This is a genomic window from Amycolatopsis sp. CA-128772 (assembly GCF_002904295.1).
Classification (GTDB): Bacteria; Actinomycetota; Actinomycetes; order Mycobacteriales; family Pseudonocardiaceae; genus Amycolatopsis.
On sequence record NZ_PPHG01000014.1, the window covers coordinates 96,996 to 118,105 of the forward strand.

The window sequence follows — 21,110 nt, forward strand, 5'->3', positions numbered from 1 at the left end:
TCCTCTGTCTACCGCACGGTGAGCACCCGCGGGCCGTCTTCGGTGATCGCGATGGTGTGCTCGACGTGAGCGGCGCGGCTGCCGTCGACGGTGAGCAGCGACCAGCCGTCCTCGGCGTGCCGGTAGGCGTCGCCGCCCCGGGTGAGCATCGGCTCGATCGCCAGCGCGAGTCCCGGCTTGAGGCGCATGCCGCGGCCCGCGCGGCCCTCGTTCGGCAGGTGCGGTTCTTCGTGCATCGCGCGGCCGATGCCGTGGCCGCCGTGGTCCTCGAGCATGCCGTAGCCCGACGCGCGCCCGGCGGCACCGATCGCGTACGAGATGTCGCCGAGCTTCGCTCCCGGTTGCGCGGCGGCGATGCCGGCCGCGAGCGCGCGCTCGGTCGCCTCTATCAGTGATAGATCAGCCGGGTCGGCCGTGCCGACGACGAAGCTGATCGCCGCGTCACCGTTCCAGCCGTCGACGATCGCGCCGCAGTCGATGCTGACGAGGTCGCCGTCCTGGATGCGGTACGCCGTCGGGACGCCGTGCACGACGACGTCGTTGACGCTGGTGCAGATGACGCCGGGGTAGGGCGTCGGCGCCGACCGCGGCTGGTAGTGCAGAAACGACGGCTTGGCGCCGGCTTCGCTGATCACCTGCGCGGCGATCTCGTCCAGCTCGCGCAGGGAGACGCCGATCGCGGCAGCCTCCTTGACCGCGTCCAGTGTCTGCGCCACGACTCGGCCGGCTTCGCGCATGACCGCCAGCTCGGCTTCGGTTTTGATCTCGACCATGGCGATAACTATACCGGTATAAGTATTGGTGTCCAGCGGGAGGTGGCCACCGCGTTCAGCCGGTGGCTCGGTCCGTGTCATCCGGAGTTCAGGCAACGCTGATTGACTTCTCCCGTTCACCACCTCTCTCGCGACGAGGACAAATTGACACAGCCAGGACCCGCCGGTGACCCGCTGGCCGCGTTCACCGTCGAACTCGAGGAAATCCAGGCGAAAGCCGCAGCCGCGCAGGAGAAACTGCGTTCCGCCGTCGCCACCGTGCAGTCACCGGACGGGGCGATCACGGTCACCGTCGGCCCGAGCGGCGTGCTGCAGGACCTCCGGTTCGGCCCCCGCGCCTACGAACGGCCCCCGCAAGCCCTTTCCGCCACGGTGCTGCAGCTGATCGGCCGGGCGCAACAGAAGGTCTCCGCCGAGGTCGCCGACGCCTTCAGCGGCATGGTCGGCGAGAACTCGGCGGCCCGTGAGCTGCTCGACGAGTTCCTGCCGGCCCCCGAACCCGACGAGGGACCGCCGCCCCCGGGCAAGCGCGAAGTCTTCATGCCGGAGCAGGAAGCCGAGGATCGGCCGCCGGCGCACCGGCCGCCACCCGGGCCGCCGCCCCCGCAGCAAGGTCCACCGCGTCGTCGTCCCCGGCCCCGGCCGGACGAGGACGACGGCGAAAGCAACCCCTGGTAGTACGGAGGAGAACGGGTGGTTTCCGGAGCAGGTTTCTCGGTCGACCCGGCCGAGCTGCAGAAGTTCAGCCAGTTCCTGTCGGGCACCACGCAACCGGCGGTGCAGGACGCCGCGAACCGGATGCAGGCCGCCAACGGGTTCGACAACGCCGCGTTCGGCATCCTGCTCGCGCAGGTGCTCGCCGTGCCTTCGCGGGTCACGATGGCGGTGATCACCGGCGAGATCAACAACCTCGTCGGCGACATCGGCAAGTCCGCCGCCGACCTGACCAAGGCGGCCGAAACGTACGCGACCCACGACTCGAACACGGCACAGGGTTTGAGCACCTTCGAGACGGAGCTGGGCAAGTGACCGTTCCCATCACGGCGTCGAACTCCACGACCGGCGCCGGCGTCTTCGACAGCTGGAAGCAGGTCGGCGACTCGATCGGCAAGGTCCAGACCGAGCACGGCGGCGACCTCGCGGCCGTCAGCGTCGAGCTGGGCATCAACGTCATCAGCGCCGTCCTCGACACCGTCGCGTTCGCGATGGACCCGCTGGCGAAGCTCATCGCCGCGGGGCTGGGTTGGCTGATCGAGCACGTGTCGTTCCTGAAGTGGCCGCTCGACCAGGTCGCGGGCAACCCGTCCGAAGTCACGAAGGTCGCCAACGAGCTCCACAAGATCGGCGAAAGCCTGCGCAACACCGGCGAAGAGCTCGACAAGACGCTCCAGGCGACGATCACCCACTGGCAGGGCAAGGGCTACGACAGCTTCCTCAAGTCGATCAACGACCGGAAGGGCTGGATCGACGCCAACGCCAAGGCGGCCGACGTCGCCGGCTACATGGTCGAGACCACCGGGGCGCTGATCGGCGCCGTCCGCTCGCTGCTGCGCGACATCATCACGACGATCCTCGGCGACATCATCTCCACGATGCTGATCGCGCTCGCGCTGGCCATCCCCACCTTCGGCGCGTCGATCGCCGTCGGGGTGACCAAGTGCGTGGCGACGGTCTCGGTGCAGGTCGCGGCGATGATGGCGAAGCTCGCCAAGGTCGTCGCGTACGCCGGCCGCACGCTGGCGCGGCTCACCGGGCTTTCGAAGCTGGTCAAGGGAAAGCCGGGCTCCTCGGGCGCGGGGCACGAGCTGACGCCGGTGCCGCCGCCGGGCACCGCGATCACCCACAACGGCCCGCCCACCACCGGCGGCGCCACGCCCAGTACCCGGCCACCGGGCGACGGCACGACCCCGAACTTCTCGCGGCCGCTGCCACCGCCGGGCACCGCGGTCACCCACGACGGCCCGCCGACCACCGGTGGCGGCACGCCGAGCACCCGGCCCCCGGGTGACGGCACCACGCCGAACTTCTCGCGGCCGCTGCCGAAGCCGCCGGAACCGCCCAAGCCGACGCCGCCGAAGTCGCACCTGAGCGACCACGACATCTCCACGATCAAGAAGCACGAGGACTGGCTGAAGACCAAGTTCGGCGACAGCTACAAGAAGATGAAGTTCGTCGACGACTGGCTGAAGGCCAAGCACCCGGACTACTACCCGATGCTGAAGGCGCTTTCCGACGCCAAGAGCTCGAAGAACTTCGTGGGCTGGGCGGGCAAGGACATCGTGCAGGTCGACCGCGGGCTCACCGACATCCAGATGCAGGCGGAAGCGGCGTGGGCCGAGGAAGACAAGAAGCAGCAACAGCCGCAGTGAGGCCGGGACCGCCGCCCCCGCGCGGGGCGGCGGTCGCCGTCGTCAGGCCACGCCGAGGTGGCGCGAGATCAGCATCTTCTGGACCTCGCTGGTGCCCTCGCCGATCTCCAGGATCTTCGCGTCGCGGTAGAAGCGGCCCACCGGGAACTCGTTCATGAACCCGTAGCCGCCGAAGATCTGCGTCGCGTCGCGCGCGTTGTCCATGGCCGCGTTGGACGCCACCAGCTTCGCGATCGACGCCTCCTTCTTGAACGGCTCGCCACGCAGCATCTTCGACGCCGCCTGGTAGTACGCCAGCCGGGCCGTGTGCGTGCGCACCTCCATGTCGGCGATCTTGAACTGGATCGCCTGGTACTCGCCGATCCGCTTGCCGAACGCGACGCGGTCCTTCACGTACTTCAGGCACTCGTCCACGCAGCCCTGCGCCAGACCCACCGACACGGCCGCGATGGCGATCCGGCCTTCGTCCAGAGTGGACAGGAACTGCGCGTACCCGCGGCCCCGTACGCCGACCAGGTTCTCCGCCGGGACCCGAGCGTCCGAAAAGGACAGTTCGTGCGTGTCCGAACAGTTCCAGCCGACCTTCGAGTACTTCGGCGCCACCTCGAAGCCCGGCGTGCCCGACGGGATGAGGATCGCCGAGATCTCCTTGCGGCCGTTCTCCATCACGTCCGTCACCGCCGTCACGGTGACCAGCTTGGTGATGTCCGTGCCCGAGTTCGTGATGAACGCCTTGCTGCCGTTGACGACCCACTCGTCACCGTCCAACGCGGCCCGCGTGCGCGTCGCCCCGGCGTCCGAGCCACCACCCGGTTCGGTCAGGCCGAAGCCGCCCAACGCGGTGCCCTCGCACAGCGAAGGCAGCCACTGCTCCTTCTGCTCCTGCGTGCCGAAGCGGAAGATCGGCATCGCGCCGAGGGAAACGCCGGCCTCCAGGGTGATCGCGACCGACGAGTCGACCCGGGCCAGCTCCTCCAAGGCCAGGCACAGCGCGAAGTAGTCGCCGCCCATGCCGCCGAACTCCTCGGGGAACGGCAGGCCGAACAGGCCCATCTCCCCCATCTTCGCGACGATCGCGTACGGGAACTCTTCCTTCTCGTACAGCTCGCCGATCACCGGAGCGACCTCGGCGTGCGCGAAGTCCTCGACGGTCTTGCGGAGCGACTCGTACTCCTCGTCCAGGCGGAAGTCGATCACGGCTGCTCCTCTTGGGGGGTGACTACGGCAAGGGTTTCGTCCAGCGCGACCTGCTGGCCGGTCCGGACGGGGAGTTCGCTGACCACGCCGTCGATCGGCGCGGTGACCGTGTGCTCCATCTTCATCGCTTCGACGACCAGCAACGGTGTCCCGGCCTTCACGACGTCTCCCGCCGCGACCTTCACCACGAGCACCGTGCCCGGCATCGGGCTGGTGACCGGGCCCGCCCCCGCGGCCTCGCCGCGTGACGCCAGCACGAACTCCTGCTCCCCGAAGGGAAACCCGAGCCCGTCGCGGGACAGCCAGACCGTCCGGTCAGGACCGCACGCCTGGCGGTAGCGGTGGAAGCCGCCGGTGTGCCGGATTTCGAGCACGTCGCCGTCACGCCGGGCCGAAACCACCACCGGCTCGTCGTCGCCGACGAACACCGTCGCCGACGACGGCGTGCCCTGCACCCGGACCACCGCCCGGGCGGTGCCGGACTTCAGCCGGAACGTCACCCCGCCGGAGCCGCCCATCCGCCAGCCGTCCGGCACGTCCCACGGGTCCACGACGGGGCCCGTGGGCTGCAGCTGCAGGAACCGGTCCAGCGCGGCCGCGACGAAGAACTCCGCGGGCACGTCGGAGGAAACGAGTTCGGACAGCCGCCGGTCGACCAGCTCGGTGTCGAGCCGGCCGGCGCGGACGTCGGCGTCGGCCAGCAGCGCGCGCAGGAACGCGGTGTTCGTGCCGACGCCCAGCAACGCCGTGTCGGCCAGCGCCAGGTCGAGCCGGTGCAGCGCCGACGCGCGGTCCGGGCCCCAGGCGATGACCTTGGCCAGCATCGGGTCGTAGTTCGAGCCGATGACGGCGCCGGGCGTCATCCACGAATCGACGCGGACGCCGTCGCCGGCCGGCTCGTGCACCGCCAGAACGGTGCCGCCGGTCGGGATGAACCCGCGCGCCGGATCTTCGGCGTACACCCGCGCTTCGACGGCGTGTCCATTGAGGACGACGTCTTCCTGGTCGAGCGAAAGGTGTTCCCCGGCGGCCACCCGGACCTGCCACTCGACCAGGTCCAGGCCGGTGACCAGCTCGGTGACCGGGTGCTCGACCTGCAGCCGGGTGTTCATCTCCATGAAGAAGAACTCGTCCGGGTTCTTCGCCGACATGATGAACTCGACGGTGCCCGCGCCGACGTAGCCGACCGAGCGCGCGGCCTCGGCCGCCGCCGAGCCCATCTTCTCGCGGGTGGCCTCGTCGAGCAGCACCGACGGCGCTTCCTCGATGATCTTCTGGTGCCGCCGCTGCAGGCTGCACTCTCGCTCGCCGAGGTGCAGGACGGTGCCGTGCGTGTCGGCGAGCACCTGGATCTCGATGTGCCGCGGCGTGGTGACGAACCGTTCCATCAGCAGCGTGTCGTCGCCGAAGGACCCCTTGGCCTCGCGCCGCGCGGACTCGATCGCCGCGTCCAGCTCCTCGGGGGCGTGCACCAGCCGCATGCCCTTGCCGCCACCGCCGGCCGACGGCTTAAGCAGCAGCGGGTAGCCCACCTTGGCGGCCGCCTCGGCAAAGCCACCCTCGGGGATGTCCACATCGGACGCACCGGGCACGACCGGGACACCCGCCTTCGACACCGTGGCCTTGGCGCGGATCTTGTCGCCCATGGCGTCGATCGCGGCCACCGGCGGGCCGATGAACACGAGCCCGGCGGCCTCGCAGGCGCGCGCGAACGCGGCGTTCTCCGCCAGGAAGCCGTAACCCGGGTGCACGGCCTGCGCGCCGGACGACACCGCGGCGTCGACGATGGCCGCGATGTCCAGGTAGCTCTTCGACGCCTCCGCCGGCCCGATGCGCACCGCCGTGTGCGCCTCGCGGACGTGCCGGGCGTCGGCGTCCGCGTCGCTGTACACCGCGACCGCGCGGATGCCGAGGGCTCGCAGCGTGCGGATGACCCGGACGGCGATCTCGCCCCGGTTCGCGACCAAAACTGAGTCGAACATGCCCCTCACATCCGGAAGACGCCGTAGTTGACCTCGGCCAGCGGCGCGTTCGCCGCCGCCGAGAGGGCGAGGCCGAGCACCGTGCGGGTGTCCGCCGGGTCGATGACGCCGTCGTCCCACAACCGCGCGGTCGAGTAGTACGGGCTGCCCTGCGCCTCGTACTGCTCGCGGATCGGGTCCTTGAACGCCTCTTCTTCCTCGGCGGACCACTCGCCGCCGCGGCCTTCGATGGCGTCGCGGCGGACGGTCGACAGCACCGACGCTGCCTGCTCTCCGCCCATCACCGAGATCCGCGCGTTCGGCCACATCCACAGGAACCGCGGCGAGTAGGCCCGGCCGCACATCGAGTAGTTGCCGGCGCCGAAGGAGCCGCCGATAACGACCGTTAACTTCGGCACCCGCGCGCAGGCCACGGCGGTGACCATCTTCGCGCCGTGCTTGGCGATACCGCCGGCTTCGTACGCGCGCCCGACCATGAAGCCGGTGATGTTCTGCAGGAACAGCAGCGGGATCGAGCGCTTGTCGCACAGCTCGATGAAGTGCGCACCCTTCATCGCGGACTCGGCGAAGAGCACGCCGTTGTTCGCGACGATGCCGACCGGGTGGCCGTGGATCCGGGCGAACCCGGTGACCAGCGTGGCGCCGTACTCCTTCTTGAACTCGCCGAACCGGCTGCCGTCGACGATCCGGGCGATCACCTCGCGCACGTCGTAGGGCACGCGCGGGTCGGTCGGCACGACGCCGTACAGCTCGGCCGGGTCGACGGCGGGCGCTTCGGTCGGGAGGACGTCCCAGGGCCGCGGCGCGCGCGGCCCGAGCGTCGACACGATCGACCGGACGATCCGCAGCGCGTGCGCGTCGTCGTCGGCCAGGTGGTCGGTGACGCCGGACTGCCGCGCGTGGACGTCGCCGCCGCCCAGCTCCTCCGCCGTGACGACCTCGCCGGTCGCCGCCTTCACCAGCGGCGGGCCGCCGAGGAAGATCGTGCCCTGGTTCCGGACGATGACGGCCTCGTCGCTCATCGCCGGCACGTACGCGCCGCCCGCGGTGCAGGACCCGAGGACGGCGGCGATCTGCGGGATGCCGCGCGCGGACATCGTCGCCTGGTTGTAGAAGATCCGGCCGAAGTGTTCACGATCCGGGAAGACCTCGTCCTGCCTGGGCAGGAACGCGCCGCCGGAGTCCACCAGGTAGACGCACGGCAGGTTGTTGTGCAGCGCGACCTCCTGGGCGCGCAGGTGCTTCTTCACGGTCATCGGGTAGTACGTGCCGCCCTTGACGGTGGCGTCGTTGGCGACGACCACGCACTCGCGCCCGGAGACGCGCCCCACTCCGGTGATGATCCCGGCGGACGGCGCCTCGTCGTCGTACAGCCCGTTCGCGGCCAGCGGCGAGAGCTCGAGGAACGGCGAGCCCGGGTCCAGCAGGGTGTCGACGCGGTCGCGCGGGAGCAGCTTGCCGCGCTCGACGTGCCGCGTGCGCGCCTTCTCCGGCCCGCCGAGCCGGGCGCTCGCCAAACGTTTGCGGAGGTCCTCGACCAGCTCCGCGTGCGACGTCGCGTTGCGGGCGTAAGCCTCGCTGTCCGGGGACGCCGAAGTCCCCAGTGCCGGCGTGTCCATGGGCTCCCTCGACGTTAGCGGTCGTTAACCTCCGGCTCGATGTTAGCGACCGCTAACGTGGGTGTCCAGTCGCTGGAATGCGGCAGTCGTGGAATACGGAAAGGCCACCCCGGCGGACCGGGGTGGCCTTCGCAGACTCGCTCAGCCGATTGCCGCCCGCAGCGGGGCGTAGTAGCCGCCGGACTGGCCGGCCACGGTCGGGTGATAGGACTCGATCACCGGCCAGGTGAGGCTGTGCAGGTAGTCGTCGGCCGACGAGCAGATGTTGTGGCCGACGAACGACGGCCGGACGTCGACGAACGTCGCCCCGGCCGACCCCGCGCGCTGCTGGATGACCGACGCGAGCGCGTCGGCGCCCGAGTTGATCGCCGTGCGCTTGGTGTCGCTCAGCCCGACCCAGCAGGAGCCGGGGACGGTGTAGAAGCGCGGGTAGGACAGGACGACGAGCTGGGCACCCGGCGCCTTGGCCTTGATCGCGTTGTAGGTGTTGGTCAGCAGGGGCGGCAGCGTGTTGTTGACGTAGGTCTTCGCCGTGTTGACGCGGTTCACGCAGTCGGAGTCACTGCCCAGCGTGCAGGTCTGGATCACGTCGCTGAACCCGGCGTCGTTCCCGCCGACGGTCACCGTGACGAGCGTGGCCGAAGCGGGGATCGAGTTCGCCTGGTTGATGACGTCGCCGGTGCGGGCACCGGAGCAGGCCAGGAACGTGAACGAGGTTCCGCTGTGGGCGTTGGCCCACAGCTGCGGGTAGGCCTTCGAGCTGCGGTAGCAGCTCCCGGAACTGCCGTAGCTGCCGGCTCCGACCCCCGAGGAGTAGGAGTCGCCGACCGCGGCGTAGACGGTCCCGGCGGCCTGGGCGAGGCCCGTGACGCCGAGAGAAGCAAGGACAACGGCCCCCAGGGCCGTACTCAACCGTAGGAGGGATCGCCGGAACTTACGGGTGGGAACAGCCATGGGTCACTCCTTTGTGACAGGGCCGACGCAAATAGCACAGCAGGTGGAAGCCCCACGAGGAACCCCTAGGTATCGGTAGGTACCCACTCGGCCCACACCGGAAGGATGAAACGCCGCGTTGACGCTGGTTAACACCCGTCCGGGGGGCTAACGCAAGCCGGACGGGGACCACAGCCGCGCCGGGCCGAGCACGACACTGTTAGCGCTCGCTAACCTGCCGCTCTAATATGGCTGGATGCCGGGCAACTTCACCCCTCTCGTGAACGGCGAGAAGGCGAACAGGCGCGAACAGATCCTGTCCGCTGCCGCCGAACTGTTCGCCCACCACGGCTTCCACGGCGTCGGCATCGACGACATCGGGGCCGCGGTCGGCATCTCCGGACCCGGGCTCTACCGGCACTTCCGCAGCAAGGACGCAATCCTCGGGGAGATGCTGAACTCGATCAGCAAATACCTGCTCGACGGCGGCACGGAGTGGGCGAGCCGCCCGGTCGACCCGGACGACACGCTGGCCGGGCTCGTGGCGTTCCACGTCGGCTTCGCGCTCTCGCACCCGGCCCTGATCACCGTTCAGGAGCGCAACCTCGCGAACCTCACCGACACCGACCGCAAGCAGGTGCGCGCGCTGCAGCGGCAGTACGTCGAGGTGTGGGTGCGGGTGATCCGCGAAGCCCTCCCGGAGCTGGGGGAACTGGAGGCGCGGTCGGCGGCACACGCCGTGTTCGGGTTGATCAACTCGACGCCGTACAACCGCCATCTCGGTGACGGTGAGCTCGCCGAACTGCTCTGCCGGCTCGCGCTGGGTGCCCTTCGCGCGGCGGGATGACCACCCGCGGATCAAGGTATCCCCACGAGGGGCGTCGCTGGTGTTTGATGGGGCACGTGGACCCGGATTGGAGCGAGCAGGAGCGCCGGCTCGTCGAGAAGGCGCAGCGCGCGTTGACCGCGTTGAGCCTCGGCGACGACGCCGAAGCGCTGGGCGAGGTCGCCCCTTCGGCCGCCGAGCCGCAGGCCCGCGCGGACGAGACGAAGGCCCTGATGCTGCTGCTCTTCGGCGAGTGCAGCGCGATGGTGTCCACCCTCGGCGACGGCGGCAGCGCCCCGGTGAAGGTCCAGGTCTTCGACGAAGACGGTGAAGAGGTCTCGATCGACCAGGCCGACCCGCCGGTGCGGACCGCGGTCCGGACGCTGCTCGCGGAAGTTCACGGCAACACCGAAGCCGCACAGGAGCAGGTCGAAATCGCCCTGGCGAACGCGGCGCCGGACGAGGTCGACAGCCTCGTCCTGCAGGCGCTGCGCTGGACGATCCGGCTTTCGGTGGAGTGCCTGGACCGCGACCTGCCGGTGGCCCCCTGGATTTCCGAAGCCGTCTCCGACTAGGGGCCCCTGAACCGCCCGGGCGGGGAGGATCAGCCCAGCAGCTGCTTCACCAGCGCCGTGATCTGCCCGGTTTCGATGAGGAACGAATCGTGGCCGTACGGCGACGACACCACCGACGGCTCCGCCGTCCCCGCGATCCCGGCCGCGATCTCCGCCGACTGGTACAGCGGGTAGAGCCGGTCGCTGTCGACTCCCCCTATCACCGATCGGGCCGTCACCCGGCCCAGCGCGGCCGCCACGCCGCCGCGCCCGCGGCCGACGTCGTGGGTGTTCATCGACTCGGTCAGCACCAGGTAGCTGTTCGCGTCGAAGCGCCGCGCCAGCTTGTCCGCGTGGTGGTCCAAATAGGATTCGACGGCGAACCGGCCGCCGCGCAGCGGGTCCTCGGCACCCTGGTGGGCCCGGCCGAACCGCTCGGCCAGCTCGGGTTCGCTGCGGTAGGTGACGTGCGCGATCCGCCGCGCGATGCCGAGGCCGCGGAACGGCCCTTCCGGCTCGGCGTAGTAGTCGCCGCCGCGGAAAAAGGGGTCGCTGCGGATGGCGTGCAGCTGCGGCGACGCCCAGGCGATCTGCTCGGCCGACGCCCGCGCGGCCGACGCCAGGACCAGCACCGAAGCCACGCGGGCGGGCAGCGACACCGCCCACTCCAGCGCGCGCATCCCGCCCATGGACCCGCCGATGACGGCCGCCCAGCGTGAGACGCCCAGCGCGTCGGCCAGTACCGCCTCGGCCGCGACCTGGTCCCGCACCGTCACCACCGGGAACCGGCTGCCCCACGGCGTCCCACCGGGGTCCGGCGACGACGGCCCGGTCGAGCCCTGGCAGCCGCCCAGCACGTTCGGGACCACGACGAAGTACTCGTTCGTGTCGACGGCCTTGCCCGGCCCGATCAGCCCGTCCCACCAGCCCACACTCGGGTGGCCCGGCTCGGCGGGGCCGGCCGCGTGGCTGTCGCCGGTCAGCGCGTGCTCGACGAGGATCGCGTTGGACGCGTCGGAATTCAGCGTCCCCCAGGTCTCGTAAGCGATCGTTAACTCCGGCAGCACGCCACCGGCCTCGAGCGCGAGCGTGCCGGGGCCGGTGACGAACTTGCGGCGGCCTGGCGGATCGCCGATCCGCCAGGCGCCGGTGACGGGACCAGCCGTCACAGTTCCGCCTTGGCCGCCCGGAATCCGGCTTCCAGGTCAGCCTTGAGGTCCTCGATCCCTTCCAGCCCGACGGCGAGCCGGACCAGGCCGGGCGTGACACCGCTGGCCAGCTGCTCCTCCGGGGTGAGCTGGCTGTGCGTGGTCGACGCCGGGTGCACGATCAGGCTGCGCACGTCGCCGAGGTTGACCAGCTGGCTGTGCAGCTCGGTGCCGTCGACGAACTTGCGGCCCGCCTCGACACCGCCGCGCAGGTCGAACGACAGGACCGCACCCGCGCCGCGCGGCAGGTACTTCTGCGCCGCCGCGTGGAACGGGCTCGACGGCAGGCCGGCGTAGTAGACCTTCTCGACCTCGTCGCGCTGCTCGAGCCACTCGGCCAGCGCCTGCGCGTTCTGCACGTGCCGCTCGATGCGCAGCGACAGCGTCTCGATGCCCTGCAGGATGAGGAAGCTGTTCAGCGGCGCGATCGCCGCGCCGGTGTCGCGCAGCAGCTGGACGCGCGCCTTCGCCGCGAACGCGCCCGGGCCGAGCGCCTCCCAGTACTTCAGGCCGTGGTAGCTCGGGTCCGGCTCGTTGAAGCCGGGGAACTTCGCCGGGTCCTGGCCGAAGTCGAACGTGCCGCCGTCGACGAGCACGCCGGCGATGGTCGTGCCGTGGCCGCCGAGGTACTTCGTGGCCGAGTGGATGACGACGTCGGCGCCGTGCTCGATCGGGCGCACCAGGTACGGCGTCGGGATGGTGTTGTCGACGAGCAGCGGGACGCCGGCTTCGTGCGCGACGTCGGCGACCGCGCGGATGTCGAGGACGTTGCTGCCCGGGTTGGCCAGGGTCTCGCCGAAGAAGAACTTCGTGTTCGGCCGGACCGCGGCGCGCCACTGGTCCAGGTCGTCCTGGTCGTCGATGAACGTGACCTCGATGCCGAGCTTCGGCAGCGTGTAGTGGAACAGGTTGTAGGTGCCGCCGTAGAGCGACGGGCTGGAGACGAAGTGGTCGCCCGCGCCGACGAGGTTCAGGATCGCCGCCGTGGTCGCGGCCGAGCCGGACGCGAACGCCAGCGCCGCGACGCCGCCTTCCAGCGCAGCGACCCGCTGCTCCAGCACGTCCTGCGTCGGGTTCATGATCCGCGTGTAGATGTTGCCGGGCTCGGCCAGGCTGAACAGGTCGGCGCCGTGCTGGCTGTCGCGGAAGACGTAGGACGTCGTCTGGTAGATCGGGGTCGCCCGCGCGCCCGTGGCCGGGTCCGGCGCGGCACCCGCGTGGATCTGCCTGGTCTCGAAGGACCACGCCGAAGTGTCGTCCGCGCTCATCGGTTCTCCTTGCGGCTCAAGGGTTCATGGAGGGGCTGCCCGGCCGAAGCTACGTGGGCCGAACGGCCCACCCAACTGCTCCCACGTCCTGGGACGACGATCGCCTTGTCCATCGAATCTCTCTTTCGCTAAGATATTCATACCGCGAGATTCACAGACGGGGAGGTAGTCATGACCGAGCGGGTTCAGGTGCTGGTCGTCGGGGCCGGGCTGGGCGGGTTGTCCGCGTCGCTGTTCCTGGCGCAGGCCGGGGTGGACGTGCTGACCGTCGAGCGGCACGCCGGGACGTCGGTCCATTCGCGGGCCGCCGGGCAGAACTGGCGCACGATGGAGTTGTTCCACTGGGCGGGAATCGACCGCGAGGTGCGGGCGGTGAGCCCGCGCGCCGCACAGGGGCTGCGGATCACCGTCGCGACCAGCCTGGCCGGCCGGGTGCTGCACCGGATCGTCGAGGACGGCAGCGAATTCGACGTCTCCGCCACGACGACCCTGCCCGCCGGCATGGCCGGGCAGGACGTCGTGGAGCCGGTCCTGCTGGCCCACGCGGAGAAGGCCGGCGCCCGGGTGCGGTTCCGGACCGAGCTGACCGAGCTGGTCCAGGACGACGACGGTGTCACCGCGACGCTGCGCCACCGCGACTCCGGCGAGGAAACCGTGGTGCGCGCGGACTACGTCGTCGCCGCCGACGGCGGCCGCAGTGGCATCCGGCAGCGGCTCGGCATCGGGACCACCGGGCCGGACGCGCTGAGCCACTGCCTCGGCGTGGTGTTCGACGCCGATCTCGGCGACCGCGTCCTGGCCGACGTCACCGACCTGTTCTACCTGCAGCACCCGGAGTTCACCGCCGCGCTGGTCAACACCGACGTGCCCCACCGGTACGTCTTCGCGCCGGACTACCACCCGGAGCGCGGCGAGAGCCCGGCCGACTTCCCGCCGGAGCGGCTGGTCGAGATGATCCGCGCCGCCACCGACCGGCCGCAGCTGCAGCCGGAGATCGTCTGGACCGGCTCGTGGGAGATCGCCGCGCGGCTGGCCGACCGGTTCCGCTCGGGGCGCGTCTTCCTGATCGGCGACGCGGCGAAGGTGACGCCGCCGACCGGCGGGATGGGCGGCAACACGGCGATCGGCGACTCCGCGGACATCGCGTGGAAGCTCGCCGCGGTGCTGCGCGGCGAAGCCGGCGAAGGACTGCTCGACACTTACGAAGCCGAGCGCCGGCCGATCGCGCGGATGGTCATCGACACCTCGCTGCACAACATGAAGGCGCGCATGCACCCCGAGCTCGACGTCTCCGGGCTGTCCGAGGCCGAGGACCCGCTGGGCATCCTGCTCGCGTTCCGCTACCGCTCGACGGCGGTGCTCCCGGAGGGCCCGGACGACGGCGAGCGCGTCGAGGACGTGCACGCGCCGACCGGGCGGCCGGGGTTCCGCGCACCCGGGCTGGAGTCCACTGTGGACCTGTTCGGGCACTCGTGGGTGCTGCTGTGCGCCACCGACGGCACGCAGTGGCAGCCGGCCGCCGAGGACGTCGCGGCGGAGCTGGGCGTCCGCTTCGACAGCCACGTGCTCGACGACGCGGTGTTCGCGGCGCGGTACGGCCTTTCGGCAGGCGGGACGGTACTGGTCCGTCCCGACGGGATCGTCGCGTGGCGGGCGCGGGAACCGGTCGAGGACCCCGCGGGCGAGCTGTGGCGGGTGCTGACGGCGGTGCTGTCCCGCTAGCCCCGGCTGCCGCGGGAAATCGTCACCCCGCTCGCGGTGCCGCTCCGCCACGTGGTCGTAACCGCTTTCCACGTTCCGCCGCGCGTCGCTCACCCCACGCCCCTACCGAGCCGTCCCCCGCCTCCTCGGCGACAATGAGCGAGTGGTTTCGGTGCGCAGCGTGGTCGACCGGGTGGGGCCGACGCTGCTCCACGCGCTCCAGCTGCCCGACGACTCACCCGCGGTCGCCGACGTCGTCATCGCCGAGCCCGGCGGCGCGGTCACCCTGGCCGCCGGGGACCTCGTGCTCGGCGTCGCCACGACCGGTCCCGAAGACGCCGCCGAGCTGGTGAAGCAAAGCGCCGGGCAGGGCGCCGCCGCGGTACTGCTCAAGCCGCCGCTGGCCGCGAAACCGGCGGTCAAACGGGCCGCGAAAACCAGCGGGATCGCCCTGATCCAGGTGCACGCGGCGACGTCGTGGGCGCAGCTCGTCTGGTTGCTCCGGACCGTCCTCGACGCCCTCGCCGACGAGTCCGAGGACCTCGACCCCGGCTCCGGCGACCTGTTCCGGCTGGCCGACGCCGTCGCGAGCGTCGTCGACGCGCCGGTGACCATCGAGGACACCAACTCGCGCGTGCTCGCCTACTCCGCGCGCCAGGACCTGACCGACCCCGCGCGCGTCGCCACGATCATGGGCCGGCGCATCCCCGACGACGTCCTCGCGCGGTTCCGGTCGCGCGGGGTGTTCCGCGAGCTGTCGCGCGGCCGGCAGACGATCTTCGTCCCGGCCCAGCGCGACGGCACGCTGCCGCGGCTGATCGTGCCGATCCGGATGGGCGGCGAGCTGCTCGGGTCGATGTGGGCGGTGGTCGCCGGGCCGGTGTCCGACGAGCGCGCGGCCGCGTTCGCCGACGCCGCCCCGGTCGTCGCGCTGCACCTGCTCCGGCGCCGCGCGCACACCGACGCGCAGCGTCGCGCAACGGCCGAGCTGCTGCGCGCCGTGCTCGAAGGCCGCGCGAACCCGCGCAAGGCGATGGCGGAGCTGGACCTGTCCGACGAACCGCACCGGGTGGTCGTCATCGAGGTCACCGGCGGCGATGGGCGCGACTCCGAGGGACTGCGGCTGGCCATGCTGGAACGAATCTCCCAGGGCATCGGCAGCCGCCCGGTGGCGACCGAGCTCGCCGGGCTGCTCTACGCCGTGGTGCCGGACCGGCCGGGCGCGGGCGGCTGGGCGGAACTGCGCGAGGCTCTCGTCGCGACGGCACCGTCCCGTCGCGCCGGTGCTCCGCGTGCGGCGGCGGGCGCGCCCGGCGAGATCGGCGACCTCTCGGTGTCGCGCGCCCAGGCCGACGAGGCTCTCGGCCTGCTGCGCGCCGAGCTCCTCGACGAGCGCGTGATCGCCTTCGACGAAGCGTGGACGGCGTTGACGCTGCACCGCGGCGCCACGGCGGCGGTCACGGCGCGGGTCACCGACCTCGGTCCGCTGAGTGCGCTGCGCGCGCACGACGGGACGGGCCGCGCCGGCTACGTCGAAACGCTCTACGAGTGGCTGCGGCACCCCGGCGACCCGCGGTCGGCGGCGCGGGAGCTGCGGATCCACCCGAACACCCTGCGGTACCGGATGCGGAAGCTCCTCGAACTGGTGCCGCTGGACCTCGACGACCCCGACGTCCGGCTGGCGCTGCTCACACAGCTCGTCGCCATCCGCTGGAGCTGACGGGCCATTCGGCGTAGCGCCCGACTTATGCGTTACTCCGCATGGATGGCGCCGATCGTTCGGATTGTCCTTTCCAGCCGAAAGATGGTGGATTCCGCGGATCCGGTGACGCATTTTCTCTTCACCACCCGGGGTGGCCGGGTCGCGGCAGAGGAGTTCGTCCATGAGCAGTTCGGAACGGTTCGGCCGGGCCGTCAAGCTGGGTGCGGTGTCCGCGCTTTCCCTGGTCGCCCTGGCCGTCCCGGCCGCAGGAGCCGGGAGCGCCGTCGCGGCGCCGAGCGGCGACTGCTTCACCCCCGCCCACACCGCCGACCGCGGCAAGGACGGCCACGCCGACACGGTGTCCCCGGCGGAGGCCGCCCGCATCGAGGCGGACCTGCAGAGCAAGCTCGCCGGCCAGCGCACGGCTCGCTCCGCGCAGGCGGCGGCCGCGGTGTCGATCCCGGTCTACTTCCACGTGATCACCAGCGGTTCGACCGGCAACCTGCCCGCGTCGACCATCAGCAAGCAGATTTCGGTCCTGAACAACGCTTACGCGTCGAGCGGCTTCAGCTTCTCGCTGGTGAGCACCGACTACACGAACAACTCCACCTGGTACAGCGGCATCACCGACGGCACGTCGGCCGAGCGCAACATGAAGAACGCGCTGCGCAAGGGCGGCAAGAACGCGCTGAACATCTACACCGCCAACCTCGGCGACGACCTCCTCGGCTGGGCGACGTTCCCGTCGAACTACAGCTCGCAGCCGAAGCTGGACGGCGTCGTCATCCTCGACGAGTCCCTCCCGGGCCGCTCGGCGACGAACTACAACGAGGGCGACACGGCCACGCACGAGGTCGGCCACTGGATGGGGCTGTACCACACGTTCCAGGGCGGCTGCTCGGGTTCGGGCGACTACGTCTCGGACACCCCGGCCGAATCGACGGCGACGTCCGGGTGCCCGACGAACAAGGACACCTGCACGTCGACGGGCAAGGACCCGGTGCACAACTTCATGGACTACAGCTACGACAGCTGCATGTACGAGTTCACCGCGGGCCAGGCCACGCGCATGAAGAACTCGTGGACGGCCTACCGCGCCTGAGCCACCGCTTCCCGCGGCGGAACCCGTGAAGGCCACCTTCCCGAGGTGGCCTTCACGGCTTTTCCGTGGTTTGCGGTGCGGGAGCGCTGACTGACCTCGCGTTTTCAGGCGGCTTCCCCGGCGACGACGGCCACCGCTCTGACGCTCGTCATCCGGCTGTCCACAGCCCACGGCGATTGTGGATGGATCCGGCCGCGGACCCCTCGGATCGCCAGGATTGTCCGGGCTCACCGATAGACTGAGCGGGGCTCGTCCCCCAGGGATGGGTGGGGCGCGGTAGGTGGGGGCCTGGTGGCCGGAAAACACCTCCGGGGCCGTCACCGCACCTCGTCGCCGAGGTCCGCCGCGACCAGCCGGGACGGTCGCAGGTGCCGGGATTTCCGTGCCGGTCCACCGCTTTTCGTCGGCACCCAGCCGCGCGCGACGTCGAACGGACGCAACTCTGCATCGCCGGTCGCCGCCTGCGGACGACTCACGTGTCACGCTCGCGGTGAGCACGATTCGCGGCCGCGCCGGCAGTGTGACCACGGGCCGGTCAGAGAACGCGTTGTCTTCCCGCAGGTATCACGTGGACGGCCGCCGGTGGCCGGGTGAAGGAGTCGTCCGATCGATCAGGTGACCAGCAGCGTCTTTCCCACCGTGGCGCGGGATTCGATCGCCGCGTGGGCGTCTGCCGCCTTCTCCAGGGGGAATCGCTGGCCGATCACCGGGACCAGTCTTCCCGCCGCTGCCTCCGCCAGGGCCGACTCCGTGAACGCCCGCATCCGGTCCGGGCTGCCGATCGAGCGCACCAGGGAAACTCCGCGGGCCGCAGCGTCCTCTTCGGACACTTCGGTCCAGGCGCCGCCCGCCAGGCCGTACAGCGCCATCCGGCCGCCCGGGCGCAGCAGGCCGAACGCCGCCGTGCCGATCCGGCCGCCCACGCCGTCGAACACGACGTCCACCGGGTCGATCGAGGACGTCCAGTCCGGCCGCAAGTAATCGGCCACTGAATCGGCACCCAGCACCCGGGCCACCTTCGCCGGGCCGCCCGCCGCTCCGATCACCGTTGCGCCCGCCGCCTTCGCCAGCTGGACCAGGAGTCCGCCCACGCCGCCCGCCGCCGCTTCGACCAGCACTCGATCGCCCGGGCGCACGCTGGTCGCATGCACCAAGCCGGTCGCGGTGCGGCCGTCCGCGAGCACCGCCACCGCCGCGTCGAGGTCCAGGGCGGGCGGCACCTCGAACACCGCCGCCGCATCCACCGCGACGCGCTCGGCGTACGCGCCGGACCCGCCCGTCGACGTGACCACGCGCCGGCCCGTCAGCTCCGGGTCCACGCCCGGGCCGACCGCGCTGATCACGCCCCCGACGCCGTTGCCCGGGATCACCGGCAACGCGACCCGGAACGGCCCCGGCGCGCCCGACCGGAGCTGCGTCTCCACGAACGTCGTGTTCGCGAACACCACCTCCACCACCACCTGGCCCGGCCCGGCGACCGGGTCCGGCGCCTCCCCCGGGACGAGCACTTCCGGACCACCGAACTCCCGCAACCACACTGCACGCATGGGATGACCGTGCGACTTCAAGTGAAGTTGAAGTCAAGGGGCTTGTCCGCACAGCACCACGATTCCCGCGAAGAACTGTCCGGTCAGCACGATGACACCGCCGTCCGGGTGGTTCACCGTGAGTGGCAACACCGCACCGAATCCGGACGCAGACCGACCCAGGAGGCCGACCGTGCGTATCGCCGTTCCCCGTGAGATCAAGAAGCACGAGTACCGGGTCGCGCTGACCCCGGCGGGCGTGCACGAGCTGGTCGGCCGCGGGCACGACGTCTTCGTCGAGACCGGCGCCGGTGCGGGTTCGTCCATCACCGACGACGAGTACGTCGCCGCCGGCGCGAAGATCCTCGCCACCGCCGACGAGACCTGGGCCGAAGGCGAGCTCGTCCTCAAGGTCAAGGAACCCATCGCCGAGGAGTACCCCCGGCTGCGCGCCGACCAGGTGCTGTTCACCTACCTGCACATCGCCGCCGACCGGCCGCTGACCGACGCGCTGCTGGCCGCCGGCACCACCGCGATCGCCTACGAGACGGTGCAGACCGTGTCCGGCGCGCTGCCGCTGCTCGCCCCGATGTCCGAGGTCGCGGGCCGGCTCGCCCCGCAGGTCGGCGCGTTCTCGCTGATGAAGCCCAGCGGCGGCCGCGGCGTGCTGCCCGGCGGCATCCCCGGCGTCCACCCGGCGCGCGTCGTCGTCATCGGCGGCGGTGTCGCGGGCCTCAACGCGGCCCGCGTCGCGCTCGGCCTCGGCTCGGACGTCGAGATCCTCGACACCAACGTCGACCGCCTCCGTCAGATCGACAACGACTTCGGCGGCCGCATCCGCACGGTGACGTCGAACCGGCTGTCGGTCGAGGAGTCCGTGCTGCAGGCCGACCTGGTCATCGGCGCGGTGCTGGTCCCCGGCGCGAAGGCGCCGAAGCTGGTCTCGAACGAGCTGGTGGCCCGCATGAAGCCGGGCAGCGTGCTCGTCGACATCGCGATCGACCAGGGCGGCTGCTTCGCCGACTCGCGCCCGACCACGCACGACGACCCGACCTACACCGTGCACGAGTCGGTCTTCTACTGCGTCGCGAACATGCCGGGCGCGGTGCCGCGGACGTCGACCTACGGCCTCACGAACGTCACGCTGCCGTACGCGGTGCAGCTCGCGGAGCACGGCTGGAAGGCCGCGCTGCAGGCCGACGCCGCATTGGCGAAGGGCCTCAACACCCACGCCGGCGCGCTGACGAACGGCCCGGTCGCGGTGGCCCACGACCTGCCGCACACGCCGCTGGACACCGTCCTCGCCTGAGCCATCCCACCCGAGCGGGCCCTTGTCGCACTGCGGCAGGGGCCCGCTCCCCTTTTCGGCACGCCTGCCCTATCACCGATAGAGACAACCGACAGACTGCGTCCCTATCAGTGATAGAGGCGCCAGAAAGTGGTTACCCAGCACTAACAACGTGATAGCCGGCCCCACGCAAGGTCCGGATGGTCTCCACTCCGAACGGCAGATCGATCTTCCGACGCAGAACACTGACGTGCACCTCGACGAGATTGGCGCTGGCCGAAGACGCGAAATCCCAAAGGTTCTCAACGAGTTCAGCCTTGGTGACGACCTGCCCGGCCCGCTGCATCAGGTAGGAAAGCGGCGCAAACTCCTTGAGCGCGCGAAGCCGCGAAAGAAGCACCCCGTACGAAAACGGCTAGGCCAGGAAGTCATCGGCCCCGGTATCAAGGGCCTCGATCTCGTCGTCCTTACCGTCTTCGGCGGTGAGCATCAGAATCGGGGTGGAGTCCCCCGTTCCCGAAGCCGCCGGCACACGCGGTACCCGTTGAGCCCGGGCAGCATGATGTCGAGAACGATGGCCCCATAGGAGTGCTCCCCGGCAAGCCAGAGAGCATCCCGCCCGTCCCCGCAACATCAACGGCATAACCTTCGGCCCCCAACCCGGCCCGAAGAGCTTCAGCAAGCCGCCGTTCATCCTCAACGAGCAAGATCCGCATCCCCAACGATCCCACGCCCACACACACGGCAGAGCCCAATCCATAAGGCGGCACGCACACACCGGGAGACGCCCCTGCCGGACAACGCTGGAAGGGGAACCAGAGGCACCGTGGGGGGTCCGGGGGGCTCGGCCCCCCGGGCAGAACGACAAAGTCGAAGCGAAGCGAAGACGAAGGGGCGACCCGCTCAACCAGCCTGGGGGTCACTGGGAGCGGGCCGCCGGGTCCTAGCTTAGAGGGGTTGGGGCGAGTTTGCTCCACCGGGTCGGCAAGTCGCACGAATTCTTTACCGAGTTGATCTGACGGCCCCCGCAAAGGCCCCGGTCAGGGCTTCGGCACCGGTACC

The 21,110-nt window shown here is 70.7% G+C and carries 17 protein-coding genes and 1 pseudogene; 9 read left to right on the forward strand and 9 right to left on the reverse strand.

Annotated elements, in window-relative coordinates; all coding sequences use genetic code 11:
• Positions 1 to 8: 8 nt before the first annotated feature.
• Complete coding sequence (gene map / locus C2L59_RS05855; protein WP_103348484.1) at positions 9 to 773, reverse strand: type I methionyl aminopeptidase; 765 nt, start codon at positions 771 to 773, stop codon at positions 9 to 11.
• A 144-nt stretch (positions 774 to 917) separates the two neighbouring features.
• On the opposite strand from map, the gene C2L59_RS05860 reads away from it, so the two are divergent.
• Genes C2L59_RS05860 through C2L59_RS05870 form a run of 3 tightly spaced genes read left to right on the forward strand, consistent with a single transcriptional unit; the run spans position 918 to position 3,142 of the window.
• Positions 918 to 1,451: a YbaB/EbfC family nucleoid-associated protein gene (locus C2L59_RS05860; protein WP_103348485.1), complete on the forward strand. Its 534-nt coding sequence runs from the start codon at positions 918 to 920 to the stop codon at positions 1,449 to 1,451.
• Between the two features lie 15 nt (positions 1,452 to 1,466).
• On the forward strand, positions 1,467 to 1,802 hold the full coding sequence (locus tag C2L59_RS05865; protein ID WP_103348486.1) for a hypothetical protein: 336 nt from the start codon (positions 1,467 to 1,469) through the stop codon (positions 1,800 to 1,802).
• The gene (locus C2L59_RS05870) at positions 1,799 to 3,142 is read left to right on the forward strand and encodes a hypothetical protein (protein WP_103348487.1); all 1,344 of its coding nucleotides are present in this window, start codon (positions 1,799 to 1,801) and stop codon (positions 3,140 to 3,142) included. Before C2L59_RS05865 ends, C2L59_RS05870 begins: the two co-directional genes overlap by 4 nt.
• Positions 3,143 to 3,184: 42 nt before the next feature.
• Here C2L59_RS05870 and C2L59_RS05875 read toward each other — a convergent pair whose 3' ends face one another.
• The 4 genes from C2L59_RS05875 to C2L59_RS05890 all read right to left on the reverse strand — a co-directional run bounded on the left by C2L59_RS05875 (position 3,185) and on the right by C2L59_RS05890 (position 8,852).
• On the reverse strand, positions 3,185 to 4,339 hold the full coding sequence (locus C2L59_RS05875) for an acyl-CoA dehydrogenase family protein (protein ID WP_103348488.1): 1,155 nt from the start codon (positions 4,337 to 4,339) through the stop codon (positions 3,185 to 3,187).
• Complete coding sequence (locus tag C2L59_RS05880) at positions 4,336 to 6,321, reverse strand: biotin carboxylase N-terminal domain-containing protein (protein ID WP_103348489.1); 1,986 nt, start codon at positions 6,319 to 6,321, stop codon at positions 4,336 to 4,338. The genes C2L59_RS05875 and C2L59_RS05880 overlap by 4 nt, the downstream gene beginning before the upstream one ends.
• A 5-nt stretch (positions 6,322 to 6,326) precedes the next feature.
• Entirely contained in the window at positions 6,327 to 7,940 is a 1,614-nt protein-coding gene (locus tag C2L59_RS05885; RefSeq protein WP_103348490.1) for a carboxyl transferase domain-containing protein, read from the reverse strand.
• Positions 7,941 to 8,081: 141 nt separating this feature from the next.
• Positions 8,082 to 8,852: an SGNH/GDSL hydrolase family protein gene (locus C2L59_RS05890; protein ID WP_103348491.1), complete on the reverse strand. Its 771-nt coding sequence runs from the start codon at positions 8,850 to 8,852 to the stop codon at positions 8,082 to 8,084.
• A gap of 277 nt (positions 8,853 to 9,129) precedes the next feature.
• On the opposite strand from C2L59_RS05890, the gene C2L59_RS05895 reads away from it, so the two are divergent.
• Together C2L59_RS05895 and C2L59_RS05900 are read left to right on the forward strand one after the other, a co-directional pair.
• Positions 9,130 to 9,720 (forward strand): TetR/AcrR family transcriptional regulator, encoded by a 591-nt coding sequence (locus tag C2L59_RS05895; RefSeq protein ID WP_199198929.1) that lies wholly within the window; start codon positions 9,130 to 9,132, stop codon positions 9,718 to 9,720.
• Between the two features lie 47 nt (positions 9,721 to 9,767).
• Positions 9,768 to 10,274: a hypothetical protein gene (locus C2L59_RS05900; RefSeq protein WP_013229665.1), complete on the forward strand. Its 507-nt coding sequence runs from the start codon at positions 9,768 to 9,770 to the stop codon at positions 10,272 to 10,274.
• Between the two features lie 29 nt (positions 10,275 to 10,303).
• Here C2L59_RS05900 and C2L59_RS05905 read toward each other — a convergent pair whose 3' ends face one another.
• Together C2L59_RS05905 and C2L59_RS05910 are read right to left on the reverse strand one after the other, a co-directional pair.
• Complete coding sequence (locus tag C2L59_RS05905) at positions 10,304 to 11,422, reverse strand: homoserine O-acetyltransferase (protein ID WP_103348493.1); 1,119 nt, start codon at positions 11,420 to 11,422, stop codon at positions 10,304 to 10,306.
• A complete protein-coding gene (locus C2L59_RS05910; RefSeq protein WP_103348494.1) occupies positions 11,419 to 12,729 on the reverse strand; it encodes a bifunctional o-acetylhomoserine/o-acetylserine sulfhydrylase in 1,311 nt (436 codons plus the stop codon). Before C2L59_RS05910 ends, C2L59_RS05905 begins: the two co-directional genes overlap by 4 nt.
• Before the next feature lie 171 nt (positions 12,730 to 12,900).
• Between C2L59_RS05910 and rdmE the strand changes: the two genes are divergently transcribed.
• The 3 genes from rdmE to C2L59_RS05925 all read left to right on the forward strand — a co-directional run bounded on the left by rdmE (position 12,901) and on the right by C2L59_RS05925 (position 17,234).
• Positions 12,901 to 14,451, forward strand: coding sequence for an aklavinone 12-hydroxylase RdmE (gene rdmE / locus C2L59_RS05915; RefSeq protein WP_103348495.1), 1,551 nt, complete (start codon positions 12,901 to 12,903; stop codon positions 14,449 to 14,451).
• A 142-nt stretch (positions 14,452 to 14,593) separates the two neighbouring features.
• Positions 14,594 to 16,150, forward strand: a complete 1,557-nt coding sequence (locus tag C2L59_RS05920) for a CdaR family transcriptional regulator (RefSeq protein ID WP_103348496.1) — start codon at positions 14,594 to 14,596, stop codon at positions 16,148 to 16,150.
• 163 nt (positions 16,151 to 16,313) lie between these two features.
• Positions 16,314 to 17,234 (forward strand): zinc metalloprotease, encoded by a 921-nt coding sequence (locus tag C2L59_RS05925; RefSeq protein ID WP_103348497.1) that lies wholly within the window; start codon positions 16,314 to 16,316, stop codon positions 17,232 to 17,234.
• A gap of 611 nt (positions 17,235 to 17,845) precedes the next feature.
• Here the strand turns inward: C2L59_RS05925 and C2L59_RS05930 are convergent.
• Positions 17,846 to 18,781 (reverse strand): zinc-binding dehydrogenase, encoded by a 936-nt coding sequence (locus C2L59_RS05930; RefSeq protein WP_103348498.1) that lies wholly within the window; start codon positions 18,779 to 18,781, stop codon positions 17,846 to 17,848.
• A 172-nt stretch (positions 18,782 to 18,953) separates the two neighbouring features.
• Here C2L59_RS05930 and ald point away from each other — a divergent pair, with 172 nt between their 5' ends.
• A complete protein-coding gene (ald, locus tag C2L59_RS05935) occupies positions 18,954 to 20,069 on the forward strand; it encodes an alanine dehydrogenase (protein WP_103348499.1) in 1,116 nt (371 codons plus the stop codon).
• A gap of 133 nt (positions 20,070 to 20,202) precedes the next feature.
• Here the strand turns inward: ald and C2L59_RS05940 are convergent.
• A pseudogene (locus tag C2L59_RS05940) lies at positions 20,203 to 20,764 on the reverse strand (response regulator transcription factor).
• Positions 20,765 to 21,110 lie beyond the last annotated feature (346 nt).

What these genes read in the sequence shown, in the direction of transcription:
- C2L59_RS05895 (WP_199198929.1), top strand. Translation starts at nt 9,130, where the DNA reads ATGCCGGGCAACTTCACCCCTCTCGTGAACGGCGAGAAGGCGAACAGG.
- map (WP_103348484.1), bottom strand. Translation starts at nt 773, where the DNA reads ATGGTCGAGATCAAAACCGAAGCCGAGCTGGCGGTCATGCGCGAAGCC.
- C2L59_RS05885 (WP_103348490.1), bottom strand. Translation starts at nt 7,940, where the DNA reads ATGGACACGCCGGCACTGGGGACTTCGGCGTCCCCGGACAGCGAGGCT.
- C2L59_RS05910 (WP_103348494.1), bottom strand. Translation starts at nt 12,729, where the DNA reads ATGAGCGCGGACGACACTTCGGCGTGGTCCTTCGAGACCAGGCAGATC.
- C2L59_RS05930 (WP_103348498.1), bottom strand. Translation starts at nt 18,781, where the DNA reads ATGCGTGCAGTGTGGTTGCGGGAGTTCGGTGGTCCGGAAGTGCTCGTC.
- C2L59_RS05880 (WP_103348489.1), bottom strand. Translation starts at nt 6,321, where the DNA reads ATGTTCGACTCAGTTTTGGTCGCGAACCGGGGCGAGATCGCCGTCCGG.
- rdmE (WP_103348495.1), top strand. Translation starts at nt 12,901, where the DNA reads ATGACCGAGCGGGTTCAGGTGCTGGTCGTCGGGGCCGGGCTGGGCGGG.
- C2L59_RS05900 (WP_013229665.1), top strand. Translation starts at nt 9,768, where the DNA reads ATGGGGCACGTGGACCCGGATTGGAGCGAGCAGGAGCGCCGGCTCGTC.
- C2L59_RS05925 (WP_103348497.1), top strand. Translation starts at nt 16,314, where the DNA reads ATGAGCAGTTCGGAACGGTTCGGCCGGGCCGTCAAGCTGGGTGCGGTG.